Annotated in this window: 14 protein-coding genes; all 14 read left to right on the plus strand. The window is 56.8% G+C overall.

Features of this window, described 5'->3' with window-relative positions; genetic code table 11:
• Nucleotides 1-4 precede the first annotated feature (4 nt).
• The 14 genes from KF947_RS21375 (at nucleotide 5) to KF947_RS21440 (ending at nucleotide 14,096) form a co-directional block, all read left to right on the plus strand.
• Entirely contained in the window at nucleotides 5-1,252 is a 1,248-nt protein-coding gene (locus tag KF947_RS21375; protein ID WP_227405048.1) for a phage major capsid protein, read from the plus strand.
• Nucleotides 1,253-1,304: 52 nt separating this feature from the next.
• On the plus strand, nucleotides 1,305-1,778 hold the full coding sequence (locus KF947_RS21380; protein WP_227405049.1) for a hypothetical protein: 474 nt from the start codon (nucleotides 1,305-1,307) through the stop codon (nucleotides 1,776-1,778).
• Nucleotides 1,775-2,305, plus strand: coding sequence for a head-tail connector protein (locus KF947_RS21385; protein ID WP_227405050.1), 531 nt, complete (start codon nucleotides 1,775-1,777; stop codon nucleotides 2,303-2,305). The genes KF947_RS21380 and KF947_RS21385 overlap by 4 nt, the downstream gene beginning before the upstream one ends.
• Nucleotides 2,302-2,637 (plus strand): phage head closure protein, encoded by a 336-nt coding sequence (locus KF947_RS21390; protein ID WP_227405051.1) that lies wholly within the window; start codon nucleotides 2,302-2,304, stop codon nucleotides 2,635-2,637. Before KF947_RS21385 ends, KF947_RS21390 begins: the two co-directional genes overlap by 4 nt.
• The gene (locus tag KF947_RS21395; protein ID WP_227405052.1) at nucleotides 2,624-3,166 is read left to right on the plus strand and encodes an HK97 gp10 family phage protein; all 543 of its coding nucleotides are present in this window, start codon (nucleotides 2,624-2,626) and stop codon (nucleotides 3,164-3,166) included. Before KF947_RS21390 ends, KF947_RS21395 begins: the two co-directional genes overlap by 14 nt.
• Nucleotides 3,163-3,894 (plus strand): hypothetical protein, encoded by a 732-nt coding sequence (locus tag KF947_RS21400; RefSeq protein ID WP_227405053.1) that lies wholly within the window; start codon nucleotides 3,163-3,165, stop codon nucleotides 3,892-3,894. Before KF947_RS21395 ends, KF947_RS21400 begins: the two co-directional genes overlap by 4 nt.
• A gap of 55 nt (nucleotides 3,895-3,949) precedes the next feature.
• Complete coding sequence (locus KF947_RS21405; RefSeq protein ID WP_227405054.1) at nucleotides 3,950-4,108, plus strand: hypothetical protein; 159 nt, start codon at nucleotides 3,950-3,952, stop codon at nucleotides 4,106-4,108.
• Nucleotides 4,101-5,072 (plus strand): phage tail tube protein, encoded by a 972-nt coding sequence (locus tag KF947_RS21410; protein WP_227405055.1) that lies wholly within the window; start codon nucleotides 4,101-4,103, stop codon nucleotides 5,070-5,072. Before KF947_RS21405 ends, KF947_RS21410 begins: the two co-directional genes overlap by 8 nt.
• 54 nt (nucleotides 5,073-5,126) lie before the next feature.
• Nucleotides 5,127-5,465 (plus strand): hypothetical protein, encoded by a 339-nt coding sequence (locus KF947_RS21415; RefSeq protein ID WP_227405056.1) that lies wholly within the window; start codon nucleotides 5,127-5,129, stop codon nucleotides 5,463-5,465.
• A 62-nt stretch (nucleotides 5,466-5,527) separates the two neighbouring features.
• Complete coding sequence (locus KF947_RS21420) at nucleotides 5,528-5,965, plus strand: DUF1799 domain-containing protein (RefSeq protein ID WP_227405057.1); 438 nt, start codon at nucleotides 5,528-5,530, stop codon at nucleotides 5,963-5,965.
• Between the two features lie 66 nt (nucleotides 5,966-6,031).
• Nucleotides 6,032-6,643 (plus strand): hypothetical protein, encoded by a 612-nt coding sequence (locus KF947_RS21425; protein ID WP_227405058.1) that lies wholly within the window; start codon nucleotides 6,032-6,034, stop codon nucleotides 6,641-6,643.
• A 69-nt stretch (nucleotides 6,644-6,712) separates the two neighbouring features.
• Nucleotides 6,713-11,890, plus strand: a complete 5,178-nt coding sequence (locus KF947_RS21430; protein ID WP_227405059.1) for a hypothetical protein — start codon at nucleotides 6,713-6,715, stop codon at nucleotides 11,888-11,890.
• Nucleotides 11,887-13,266, plus strand: a complete 1,380-nt coding sequence (locus KF947_RS21435; RefSeq protein ID WP_227405060.1) for a hypothetical protein — start codon at nucleotides 11,887-11,889, stop codon at nucleotides 13,264-13,266. The genes KF947_RS21430 and KF947_RS21435 overlap by 4 nt, the downstream gene beginning before the upstream one ends.
• Nucleotides 13,263-14,096, plus strand: a complete 834-nt coding sequence (locus tag KF947_RS21440) for a hypothetical protein (protein ID WP_227405061.1) — start codon at nucleotides 13,263-13,265, stop codon at nucleotides 14,094-14,096. The genes KF947_RS21435 and KF947_RS21440 overlap by 4 nt, the downstream gene beginning before the upstream one ends.
• Nucleotide 14,097 lies beyond the last annotated feature (1 nt).

The following is a 14,097-nucleotide window of genomic DNA, read 5'->3' on the forward strand; positions in this document are numbered from 1 at the left end:
CACCATGCCCAAGAGCATTCAAGACCTGCGGGAGCAGCGCACCAAAGCGGCTAAAGAGTGCCGCGAACTGTTGGATAAGCACCCTGGCGACAAGTGGGGTGATGACCAGCAGCAAAAGTACGACAACCTGGTTGGCAACATCGATAACTACGATGCTGAGATCAAGCGGCACGAAACCTTGCTGGATCGTGAAGCGGAAGATAAGCACCGCATTGAAGATCGTGCTAACCGTGACGGCATCTCAACCGATGAAGCCAATCACGTAAAACAGAAAGAGCAAAAGATTTTCCGTAACTGGATGCGCAATGGCGTTGATGGCCTAGATGATGAAGAACGGCAGCACGTTCACCAGCTTCGCCAGAAGATGATACAAAACGCCATGAGCACCGGTACCGGTAGCGAAGGTGGTTACCTTGCGCCCGATCAGTTTAGTGGCGAGCTACTGCAGGCGCTGAAAGCCTTTGGCGGTATGCGTGAAGTGTCTCAGGTCATCCAGACCGCTAGCGGCGTGGGGATCAACTGGCCCACCACCGATGCCACCACGGAAGAGGGTGAGATCGTCGGCGAAAACCAGCAGGTCACTTCAAGTGATACTAGCTTCGGTACGCTTCCGCATAACACCTACAAGTTCAGTTCCAAGTCAATCGCTATCCCGTTTGAGCTATTGCAAGACAGCCAGATCGATATTGAAGCGCACATCCGTAATTTGCTGAACCAACGCCTAGGCCGTATTACCAATCGGATGTTTACGGTGGGTTCCGGCGTCGGCCAGCCTCACGGCGTTCTGACCGGTTCACAAAGCGGAAAGATTGCGCCAACCGGTCAAACATCGGCCATTACCTATGACGACCTGGTGGACACTGAGCACAGCGTAGACCCGGCTTACCGTATGTCTACTTGCCGCTGGATGTTCCACGACCACACGCTTCGCGATTTGAAGAAGCTTAAAGACGCGGATGACCGCCCGATCTGGGTACCCGGTGTGGCCACTAAAGAGCCGGATACGTTGGCGGGTTATGGTTATGCCATCAATCAGAACATGCCCAAGTTGGGCGCGGGCAATAAGCCGCTGCTGTTTGGTGACTTCCAGAAGTACATCATCCGCGACGTAATGCAGGTTCAGCTGTTCCGCATGACGGACTCCAAGTACACCGAAAAAGGCCAGGTCGGTTTCCTCGCCTTTATGCGGGCTGGTGGCCGTTTGATGGATATTGGCGGAGCGGTTAAGCACTTCCAGTGCGCTGCCTCCTAAACCCATCGCGGGGCCCCGCGCCCCGCTGACCTGTCACTGCTAGGAGCACATCATGTCTACGAAGAAAACCACTCAGACTGCGGAGGTAAAGAGCCATGCTGATGAAACATCTAAAGATGAAGGGGCCACCCCCGAATCAACCAGCACTGCCGCCGAAACCGCAACAGCGGCCGATGCCGGTACCACCTCAGCAACGCCCGAACCACCGGCACCTGCCGATGATGGTACCGCCTCCGAGTTAACCAGCACCGGCGCAGGAACTTCAACAACGGCCGATGCCGGTACCACCCAAGCAATGCCCGAGCCACCTGCCGACGATGAGCCCTTGCCCGACCAAACGGTATTAATCCTGCGGGATGAAACTATTGGCGGTAAAGACTACCGACCGGGCCAAACCCCTAAGTTGCCGGGGACAGAGGTCGCGGCGCTGTTAGCCCGCAAGGCAGGCGACATCAACCCCAAGGCCATCGCCGCCGCTCGTAAGGCGCGCAACGGTTCGGCCAAAGAAGAAGCGGTGATCGAATGATGCGCTCCACACTGGTTGAGCCGCCATCGGTCGAGCCGGTCAGTGTGGCTGAGGCCAAGGTGCAGGCCGTAATCGAACATGATGAGCATGACGACATGGTGTCGCGGCTCATCATGGCCGCGCGGCAGGAAGCCGAGCAAATCACAGGTCGCGCACTGATCACCCAAACCTGGCGGCAACGGGGAAATCCCCAAGGCGGCGCAGTAGAGCTGCGCCGCTGGCCTGCACTGGAAGTGGTAAGTGTTAGCGATGACCGTGGCGTGTTGCTAGAAAGTGAATGGATAGCTCAGCTGGGTGAGTCACCATGCGTTGATCCTGTCGATCGCTTTGAAGGCGTGGTGACCGTGGTTTACAAGGCAGGCTATGGCATTGAGCCAGAAGCGGTGCCAGCGCCTATACGGCAATGGATTGTAGCCACTGCAGCATCTCTCTATGAACATCGTGAACGAGTCGTCACCGGCACCATTGTGGCGAAGTTAGAGTTTCTTGATGGTTTGTTAGATTACTACGTGGTGCAGCCAGTATGAGAGCCGGACGATTAAGACACCGCGTTACGCTTGAGTGGTGGGCAGAAGGTGAGCGTACAGCCTCAGGGGCTACCCCAACCGCCTGGCAAGTAGGTCAGGAGGTATGGGCTGATGTTGAACAGCTACGCGGTCGCACCCTATTCGCAGCCCAAGAGGCCAACGCCGAAACCACTGCCCGTATTCGCATCAGGTACAGGGCAGACATTGCCGCTGCTACAGGCAAAACCCTGCGCCTTCGCCATGGCGGTGTTACCTACCAACTGGAAGGGCGCCCGATTGATCTAGGTGGCCGCCGGCGCGAACTGGAGCTGATGTGCCATGAGTGGGTTTGATGTTTCGCTTTCGCCTTCACAGCTGAAGGCCGTGCAGGAAGAGCTCAAGCTGTTAGAGGAAGGGCTGAAAAACCGCGCATTGCGCGCTGGGCTGCAGGAAGTTGCCAAGCCGATCGTGCCGGACATGAAAGCCAACGTCGCGGTGCTAACGGGTGATCTCAAGCAGTCGCTGGGTAGGCGTGTTCTCAGTAAGCGCTTAAAGAACCTGTACGGCATTCCTGCTCAAGAGCAGGGCGTGTTTCTGGGTGCGGTGAGGAAAGTAAACGGCTACTCGCAGGACTATATAGCGCGCTTAGTAGAACACGGCGTTGACCCTGGATATCGCAGCGTAAAGCGAAATTTGAAAGGGCACCGTGCGCGTCGCCAGGATGGCCGCTACGTGTTTTACAGCTATGAATCCCCTGGCATCAAAGCTCAACCCTTTATGAAGCCAGCGTTGGCCCGGCACTCCAGTGGGGTGACGACACGCTTTTACAAAGGCTTGGGTAATTTCTTAGATAAGCAACGCCAGCGTGGAGCTATCTCATGATCAGCACGATCGTCAGTGCCCTCGGAGCTGCAGGTATTCACGCGAGCGAATCCAGCGAGGCCGATCCCAGCCGTGCTGACACGGCTCCCTTCCTGGTGGCGTTGGTAGACCCGGTGGTGAGCGGTCAATTATGGCCGCTCAATCTGCCGGCGGACGCTCCAGAGACCAACGGCGTTTACCAGCTAGCAGGGTGGTCTAGCGTGGAAGTGGATGGTTACCGGCTGGGCCGTGTTGACACCTATGTGCTCAGCTTGCGTGCCAAAGACTTTGACCCACTTCGCTTGATGACCACCGCTTTGATAGACCGAGTGGCCGACCATGCCGGTAATGAGAGTTGGGAAATCACCGATGCGGCAACGGATTACGAATTTGATCAACGCCAGTATCGGGCACATTTCGAACTGCAGTGTGCCACGTTAGCCAGTAGCCACATCACAACACCGGCGTCTTTTGTGCATCGTGTCACTAGCCTCGCTGCCCCTAATTCGTTGGCAACGTTTGAGGTCTCTCAAACCGTTACTGAGCAAGTCGCCATTGTACTGGTTGCCTCGCAAAGCGAAATAGATACCCAACGCCAAGTGATCAGTACAGCGCTCTTAGGGTTGGAGTTGGGTTCCGAGGCGGTTTCGCCATTGGAATATGAGCGTGGCGATCCGGTGGCTAGTTCTGGTCGCTATGTGTATTGGCGAGAGGTTTACCGCTATCAACGGCTGATCCACAGCGACTAGCCCTCTCACAACCCAGCGCCCGCACCTGCGGGCTTTTTTACGCCAGGAGGAAACGATGGCTAAAGGTGGCAGTTATGAAATGCGCGATGGCAAGCGCGTACTGGTGCATCGCACCAAAGAACCCTCGGAAACCAAACCGCGTGTAAAGCAGCAGCCCCAATCAAAAGCCGAGGCCGCTATCACCAAACCCGTAAAGGACAGTAACCATGGCTAAAAAATGGCGTAAGCGGCTAGTGGTCGCCAAAATCGAAGATACCTACGGCGCAGGTAGCGCTGACATGACCGGTGCCACCTTGCTAGAAGTCAAAAGCTTGGATGGTGGCAACCCCTATGCAGGCAACACAGTAGCCCGTGAAAGGGTGCGCGATGGTTTAGGCGGCTTTGAGCAAGTGAATACCAGCCCATATGTTGAGCGCACTTTCCGTGTGCCGCTGGCAGGTTCGGGAACCGCTGGTGAGCCACCTTCTTACGGCATCCTGCTTCGTGCCTGTGGGCTATCCCAAACAGTCGATACCACTACCGTTGGAAGCGAATCGGTCACCTATCAACCGGTCAGTGACAACCACGAAAGTATTGAGTTGTGGTGGGTTGAAGATGGTCAGCTGCAGCACTCCCCAGGAGTTCGGGGTACTTTCACCATTACCACCGATGCGCAGAATCTACCGCATATCGAGTTCAGCTTAACCGGCTTGTATAAGAAGACCGTCAACGGTGGTGATGCCAGTTTGGCAACGCGAGGCCCGCAGGCCAAAGAGCTGCCGGTGAATAAGCAAAACACGCTTGCCAGCATTGATAGCCACTTGGCGCGGATGAGCTCGTTTTCCATCAATGTGGGCAACCAAGTCGACCATACCGATCTGGTGAACCACGTATCGGTAGATATCAATAATCGTGACGTGACCGGCTCAACCAATATCGAAGCGCCGGATATTGCGACAAAAGACTACTTCGCCATGGTGGAAAGCCACAACGGTGTCACGCTCGTGGCGTTTTCGCTCACCCACAAAGATGCCGCGGAGCAAGAAGTGGTTATTGAAGGCGACCAGGTACAGGTGAACACGATCACGCCTACCGACAATCAAAGCAAGATTCACTACGACCTGGGGCTAAGCTTCATACCCAGCCCTGCTAACGACGACGATTTTCGTCTCGTCTTTAGGGCCACCCCCGCCCCGTAAGCCATCAATTCCGAATCACTAAGACCTCAACTGAATGCTTAAAGGAAGTGCCTAATGTTTACGCTAAAAGACATTCCCGACATCACCGTAGATGTGCCGGTACAAGTGCCCGGCGAGAAGAAAGCCAGCTCACTGCAAGCCACGTGGAAGCTTCATGACTGGGATGAATACCGAAAAAAAGCGGATGAACTTCGTGAAGGTAAGCTCAGTGATGATGATGTATTGAAAGATTTGATCAGCTTGGGCGGCGTTAAAGACGAAAAAGGTAAGCAGCTGGAATATACCGATGACCTTTTAAAGGCCGTGCTGAAAAAAACCTATGTTCGCCGTCCCTTGCTGCTGAGCTGGTTCGCCGCCCAGGAAGGCCGGCAACAGGCCGCTGCAAAAAACTAATTGGCGCGGGCCGGTTCTGGGCGGGGGATAGCGTAGAGGATAACCGGGCAGACGATGCCAAGGTGCTAGGCATTGAGCTGCCCGAAACTGACGAACCCCCGGCTCCCCTGACCTACGCGGTGTGGCGGGAGCACTGGCCCGCGCTCGAACAGTTTCTAAGCTTGCGGACACAATGGCGCGTGATCGCTGGGTTCGGGGGTAAAGAGTATCAAGGGCTGGAATATACCGCTCTTTACGGCCACCCCGCGTTTGCCCGGTTAAGCTTTGACGAACAGGATGAGCGGCTACATCAGGTGCAGTACATAGAAGCCGGTGCCTTGTGTGTGCTCAATGATACGAAGCAGGCGAACAGTGCTGATGACTACATTAGTGATCGCGTCAGCTATGAGGTTGCACTTCAGTTAGAACACCGCCTACAGCAAACGCAGTGGGTCAACGATTGGCATAGCGCACAGCAAGCGGAACAGGCGCTGTTAAGGGCGGGGATATTAATAGCATAGCCTTGCTAGCCAAATTTAACTGAGTGAGGTACGTTCCCTGTTGAGGTTACTTAATGGGGATAGTTTATGAGCCAGAACTTGCCGAATAGAGATCGCTGGACAGGGTGGGTTGCGCTTGCGTGGTTGCTGGTAGTGTTGGCAATCATTGGTGGCATCATCATAATTTCGACGGCCGGATATGTTGAAATTCCTCGCCAGAATAGCTTTGGTCGCGTTGAAACCGTGAGAGAACCCAATGTGTTTGTTTGGGCCATTGCTGTTGGACAGGCTGTTAGCGCCGCTATGTTGGCGGCTATTTTCAGCATGATTAATAGTATTTATCAGAACTCATGCGATCAGCTTGCTGGCGTCTCGTTTACAAAATCGGAGAGTAGTCAGGCTGTAAGCGATGTAAGGGAAGCCCAGAACGCAATCGATATTAATGCTGAGGATGCTTTTCCAGACAATGCTGGTTTGAAAGTTAAAGATATTCATACGGCGTCTCAACTGTATGGTCGTTTGCAGCCAGGCGATCACCTGGTGGCGGTTAACGGCCATCCTGTATATACAGAGATGGAGGCGGCAAAAGCGGTGGTGAAAGGTGAAAATAAGATCTTATTTATCAATAATGACGGTGAAAGAAAGATGCATCTCGTTATGATGAAGCCCGCTCCTCTCCATATTAAATTCGATACTTAGTTACATATACTAGTGCTGCAGGCCCGCCATTGAGCGGGCTTTTTTGTGCCCGTTTGTTGAGGTAATCCCATGGCCAGAAATAACTATCAAGCGGGCATTGTCATCACAGGCGATGCCAGCGGTGGCATTCGTGCCATCCAGAAAACGGGTAAAGAGTTAAATGAGTTAGAACAGCGCTTTCAGCGTAGCGCTAGCCAATCAAAGCGTTTTGGCGCCGATGTTACGCAGGCCGGGCGGCAACTCCACCATATTGATGACGGTGCGGTGGCTGCCGGTCGTGGCTTAGACGTGCTGCGCACCAATGTGGCAGGGATCGCGGCGGCGATGGCAACGGCGTTTGGTGCTGGCAGCATTATCAGCCAGGCGGGTGTTATTGCTGATATGGATGCACTCGCCAAAAGTATTGGTATGGGCACCACTGAGCTGCAGGCTTGGGATTATGCTGCTCAGCAGGTAAAGCTAAGTGGCGGGGCCATTGGCGATATTTTAAAAGATGTAGCTGAGCGAATTGGTGAGTTTTCTGCAGAAGGCACTGGCGAAGCGGCGGCGTTATTTGAAAACCTGAACCTTGAGATAAAAGAACTCCGCAACTTATCACCTGATCAGCAGTTGCTCAAAATTGGTGAGGCCATTAGCGGCCTGGGCCGTGGCGAGCAAATCAGCTACTTGGAGCGTCTAGGAAATGATGCCACGCGTCTATTGCCGTTACTTGAGAATAATGCGGAAGGTCTTCGTGCTCTAACGACAGAGGCTCGCTCGCTGGGCGTCGCCATGGATCAAGTCGATATCGACAACGCGATTCAAGCTGATCGCGCCATGGCGAAACTAACCGGCACCATGGATGGTTTTAAAAACCAACTAGCGGCGGATCTTGGCCCGGGCCTGGCGACTGCTGTGAGTGGGCTCACTGATTTTATCCAGGAGGCGGGCGGTGCTGCTGCCGTGCTGGATGATGTTCAAGACGTAGCGATGCTGACGGCTGCTGTAATGGCGGGGCGTTATGCCGGTGCCTTTGCCAGTTCTGCCTTAAGTATTGGGACTCACACCGCGGCAACGGTTGCCCAAACGCAAGCCGATGTAACGGCTACGACAGCGGCGCGGGCTAAAACAGCGGAAACCCTGCGTGTTGCGGTTTCAGAGCAAGCCGCGGCAAAGCGCGCCTACGAAAATGCCAGGGCCACCGCGGCGGCCACTGGCAATACAACCCTACGTACTAAAGCTATTACGCAACTAGCCGCTGCCAACCAGCGGGCGATTGGAGCCGAAGCTGCACATACAGCCGCAGTTAATGCCAACAGTGCCGCTATGGCCCGTGGAACAGTCGCGGCGCAAGGGATGGCCGCTGCCTCGCGTGCAGGTGCGGGCGCGCTTGCATTGGTGGGTGGCCCGTTAGGTGCTGCAATGCTTGCAGGCGGGGCTATCTACTACTTCCGTGAAGAGCTGGGATTAGTACAGCCTGAGATTGAAGCGTCAGCGGATCGTGTTGCTGAACTGACCGGAAGCCTGGACGCCATGAGCCGGGCGGTTGTTCAAAACCGTATTGCAGATTTGACGGCGGATCTGCAAACGCTAAAGACCTCTTTCATCGAAGTCACTGAAGTCGGTACCGCTGCTGATAGCGGGATGATCAGCGGTAGCGGCGTTCTAGGAATTGCAGCGGGCGAATTAGGCCGCCAGGCGCGCGCCATTCAAAGTGCACAAGATGGCATGGTTCAGGGAATCCATAGCCCTGAAACGCTGGCTGAGATTAAAGCGCATGAGGAAGCGTTGGCCAACCTAGAAACCCAGTACGAGTCGTTGGGTGCTTCTGCCATAACCGTTCCACCTATCCTCAGAAATAACGATGAGGCATCAAAGTCCGCGGCTAAAGCAGCGGAACAGCAAGCGAACTCCCTTCAAGCGCTACAGCAGGAAATAGATCCCCTGCTGAAAGATTATGAAACCTACCTTGGGCGGCTGGAAACCCTCGATAGGGCACTGGCGGAAGGCACGATTACCGAAGAGCGCTACGGCGCAGCGCTGCGTTGGAGCGCCGAACAGTACAAGCGTTCTGCCACCGGCGCCGAACAGTACGAAAAAGAGCTGAAAGCCCTGGTAGGGCAGTACGACCGTCAACGCCAGAAAGCCCAGCAGCTCGCTACCGACGAACAGGCGATTCAGCGAGCCTTCGATAGCAACGCCATTAGCGCGCAGCAATACGCCCGCATGATGGCCGAAGTGGAAGAGGCTCAGTATCGACTAGCGTTGGAGTCTGAAGGCACCTTTGCTGCGATGGCCACTGCGTTTGATCGCAGCGTTGAGCGCATGGATGATGCGGGAAAAGACTTTTGGCGCGGCTGGCTGGATGGCACCGGCAATGCGGTAGACCAGTTTAAAGGCATTGTGCTGGATGGCGTGGCGGAAGTCGCTCACGCGCTCATCACACGCCCATTAACAGTGGGCTTAACCGCTGATTTGCAAGGCATGTTAGGGCTGGGTGCCGGTAATCAGCAGTCCGGCGGTGGCTTGGATTTTGGCAACACGATAAGCGCTGGCCGCAATTTGTTGAAGGCTGGTAGTTCACTGTTTGGCGGCGGCGCCTCAACCGCCGCCGCTGGCTACGGCGGCGCGCTGGGATCAGCTACCGGCGCTTACGGTGGCTGGGCAGGCAGTGCGGCTTCAGGCGCAGCAAGTGCGGGCGGCGGCTTTATGGGTGCTGCTAGTGCCGCTGCGCCCTGGTTGGCCGGTGGTATGGTCATCGATGAGGTACTTGGCCTTGGCATCGTTGACGGTATCGTTAGCGGTATCAGCGGGCTTTTTGGCTCTGACCGCAAATCCTACGGCCAGATAGGCTCCCAAATCGGCGGAGACGATACAGCAGGCGATGGCGTTTACCGCTACGACCGGAATGATCGGAGCATCGGCTGGGCGCAGGATAGCGCGCTGGGCACGATCGGCGTCACGAAAAAGCAAAAAACTGACGATTCAGCGCTAATCGAAATGGTCGGCGCGTTTGTCGAGATCGACAACACGCTAGCCAGCGTGATGACTGCCGCGCAATTGGAGCAAACCCGCACAGCGTTGGACGGCTGGGAATCTAGCCGCACCGAGAACATCGGCGGCATTGTAGACGAGCGTTTAAGCGCCGTGCTGGATGCCACAGACAGCATCTTTGAAGAGGCGCTAAGCCAGTTCGAAGGTGAAGCCCTAGTGCAGGGCTTGGTGGGTGGCCTGCAGATTGAGAACGTCGGCGGCGAAATGGCCGCCGCGGTTGCCGCCGATATGAACGCTGAGTTTCGCGAAGCCCTGGGCAGTGGATCAGATATTCAAGCCGCTACGCAGTCGATCCTATCCAGCGCTCAGGCTGTGCAAACGCTGGGTGGTGCTGTTGATCGGCTAGGGCTTCAGTTCGACGCCACTGCAGCGGGCGCGCTGGATGCGGCTGGGAACCTCGCCTCACTAGTGGGCGGCACCGACAGCCTGAACAGCCTGCTATCAGGCTATTACGACGCCTTCTACACCGAGCAGGAGAAATTCGACAACCTGGCTAGCGACTTATCGGGCACGTTTGCCGACATGGGCCGCGAGCTGCCGACTACCCGCGAGGGCGTGCGTGAGCTAGTTGAGGGGCTGCAGTTGATGGGCTCAGCGGGGCAAGAGCAGTTAGCGACCGTTCTACAGCTCAATCAACCGCTTTCTCAGTACATCGCGGCGATGGAAGAGCAGCGGCAAGCGACACTTGACGCGACCACCGCAGAGAATGAGCTGGCCGCAGCGCGGGCGGCTGAGCGAGTTGATCTACTCAACCGCACGAGCCTGTACAGCAGCGGCATTGTGGGCGGCGTTGATGATGCGCTGGATGCCTATAACGAGCAAATGTCGCTGGCCAGCGAAGTGGCGCGGCAGCGTGAACAGCAGCTGCGTGACGAGCTGAATGCTATCCAGCAGCTGGGTAATTTTCTGGATTCGCTGGCGCTATCGGATCAATCGATTTTAGACCCCGCCCAGCGGCTGCAAGAGGCGCAACGCCAGTTTGCGGAGCTGCAGGTACGGGCAGAGAACGGCGATACCGAGGCTGCCAGCCAGCTGCAGGGAGCGTCTAACGCGTACCTAGCAGAAGCGGCTAACTACTACGGCCAATCGTCTAGCCAGTACGCTGAGATTTACGACGATGTCACCAGTTCGGTTCGCAGCTTGGAGGACATTTTCGGCGAATCGGTAGCGACGCTGGGCACGATTGAGAGCATCGAACGGCAGATGCTGCGCGAGCAGCAGCGCGCCCGTGAAATGTTGTCTTCGTCGCTCAGTGAAGAGGTACGGCAGAGCGATTTGCTGGGCTCTATTGCGGATCTTATCGACCTGCTACCCAGCTCGCTAGCATCGGCTATTAGCTCGATCATGCCCGAATTTGCCGACAATAGCGGGGGTGGGGGTGGCTTTGACGAAGCGGCTTATCTGGCTAACAAAACCGCGCAGGTCAACGCGACCGGGCAGGGTGGGCGCACAGACTGGACGCAGCAGCAGGTGTTAGACGCGATTATCCGCGACTATGGCTCTATACAAGCGCACTACGCCGCCGTTGGGCGAGGTGAAGGTATTCAGCCCTACTACGATGCGGACACGGCCCCGGCAAGTGTGGGCGGTTCCAGTGGCGGCGGGTCTGGCAGCACGGTGTTTGATCAAGCCGCGTACCTGGCTAACAAAACCAGCCAGGTCAACGCGAATGGCCAGGGCGGCAACTCTAGCTGGACGCAGCAGCAGGTGTTAGACGCCATCATCCGCGATTACGGATCAGTTGAAGCTCACTATAACGCTATCGGTAAAAACGAGGGCGTAACGCCCTACGCCACCGGCGCGTGGTCTATTCCCGGTGACCAGCTGGCAATGATCCACGACCGTGAAATGGTGGTGCCATCGCGTGAGGGTATCGCTGATGAATTCCGCGCCTATGCCGCCGGTGACTATCAGCGTGAGCTAATGGGCGAGCTGGGCAACATTCAGCGTGCCTTGCCTATGCCGAACATGCCCCCCATGCCCATGCAATCTCAAACCAACCCCCAGGCCGATAACAACGCCGCGTTGCTGCGGGCGTTTGCGGGTATGCGCGACGACAACGCACGACTGTTAGAGCGCGTGGGGCAGCTGGAAGAGCAGTTGGCGGCGATTGCAGGCAATACGTGGGAAATGGTGGAGCCTACCCGGCGCACCGCCACGGCAACGGAAGAAACCGAGCGCAATAGCCGTTTGAAAATAAGGAACCCCGCATGATCAGTGATGCTCAATTCAAGCGCTGGTTAGAAAGCCCCAATGAAAACCGCGTGATGCTGGCGGAGCTGGAACACGCGGGCGGCACGGTGCAGGTAGCCGACAAACCCTACGTTGCCCCGGCGTTTGAAGCGCTGGCGAACCCGGTCTGGAATGACCTATTGATTATCGCGTCGGGGATCTCGACGCGGGTCGATGGGTTAATCGAGATTGGAAAAATCCAGCTGCGCAACGATGGGCGCATTACCGAGTGGCTGGATTACCAGTGGCGCGGTTGGCCTGTGCGGTTGTTTTTGGGGGATCAAACGTGGCCACGGGCGGATTTTCGGCCCATTGCGTTAGCCACCAACGGCGGGCTGGAATCGTACAAAACCGGCGAGATAACGCTGAGCGTGATCGATTCCAGCGAGCAGCTAAACGAACCGATCGACACCGGGCAACTGCCCGACGACGGTGGCCCGGTGCCTTTGCTGCTGGGGCAGCGCTTCAACGTGCCTGCGTTTCGCACTGACACCGCAACGCTGCGTTACCGGGTAAGCTTTCTGCCGCTGTTGAGCGTTACCCCGCGTGATATTGGCAATGATGCGCCCCATACGGCACACCTAACCGATGGTGCCTTTACGCTGGACAACGGCCCCGGTAGCGGTAGCGAGATTACCGCCGCCGCCCATGAACAGCACGATACACCGATGAGCATGGTGCAGTGGGTAGCGGACTACTATGGCAAAACCGTATCACCCAGCACGGTATTGCCCGATGTGGCGGTGGGGTTTTACAGCAGCGCGGAAACCACCGGCGCCCAGGTGCTGGACGCGCTATGTGAATCGTTGGGCGCGGGCTGGCACATTGACGCGTTCGACCGTCTCGATGTGCGCGTGTTTGAAGGCGTGAGCGCTTCCCCCGGTGTCACGCCGGATATAACGCTCAGCGCCGACAACGTGCAGGAAAACAGCCTGCAGCTAGCTAGCGTAGAGCCGCCGTGGTCGGGCCTAACGTTTCGATGGGGGCGCAATGACGCCCCGCTGCGCACCGTTGCCGGGGTGATCGATGATACCGACCCCACTTTGGCGGCACGCTTTAAACAGGAGTGGCGGGAAAGCACGGCAGAACAGGCGCTGCCGAATCACCCCTTGGCTACCCCTGAGAACGTTAATTCGTTAATGCAGCTAAGCGCCGAAGCGGTCGCCGAACGCGACCGCCGCTTGGGCTATCACGCGGTACGCCGGGAGCGCTGGCGGCTGATTACGTACCTGCCCACGGTTCAGATATACCAAACCATCACGGTGAATGTGCCGCCCATAGTAGGCCGGGTCGGGCGCGTCTCTGCCGTGCGGCTGGAGAAAGTGGGCGGTAAAGCGGAGCTGGAGATCATTCTGTGAGCAAAACCAAAAACCTACGGCTAGTGCTGTACAACGAACACGACACCGCCACGCTAACGGCCAGCAGCGCGGCGAGCGGCACGCCGATTGAAAACACTCAGATTAACGACCGCGCCGAAATATTCCGCAGCGCGGATCTAACCGAGCTAGTGATAGTAGGCACGCTGCCCGCCGGGGCGTTTGTCGATAGCCTGAACCTGTTGGGGCACAACCTGAGTGCAGCGGGCACCGTGCGCTTAACCCTGCTGGAAGGTGAGAACGAGCCGTGGGACAGCGGCGAACAATCCACCGGCGAGATTATCCCTGCCGGGATCTGGCGGGCGGGCATCGACCCATGGGGCGCGACCTATAACGAGCAGCTACGCAACCCAGCGACGATGTTTCGGTTTCCGATTACGCCCATCACGGGTTACCGCATCACGATAAACGACCCCGGTAACAGTGACGGCGCGATTGAGATAGGCCGCATCGTGTTGGGTCAAGACTGGGTGCCGGAGTTTAACGCTAGCTATGACCTGCCCATTGCCAACCAAGACAGGGCCCAGCACGAATATAGCGCCGGGCAGACGCTGCGCACGATCAACGGTGGCAACACCCGTCGCACGGCCACCATCGAACTGAATTGGCTGGTAGACGCTGACCGTTCGCGGCTCGTGGTCGAGCTGGGGCAGCGCGGCATGATTGCCGACGTGTTTGTGGATCTCTACCCCGAAAGCACCGGCATCGAGCGCCTGAACGGCGCGTTCCTGGCGCGCATGACGGAGGGCTATGGCGACAGTCATTACATACCCCTGCACCGCAAAACCAAATTATCGTTTATTGAGGTATGAC

It is taken from the genome of Halomonas sp. FeN2 (assembly GCF_020595105.1).
In the GTDB taxonomy this organism is placed as follows: Bacteria; Pseudomonadota; Gammaproteobacteria; order Pseudomonadales; family Halomonadaceae; genus Vreelandella; species Vreelandella neptunia.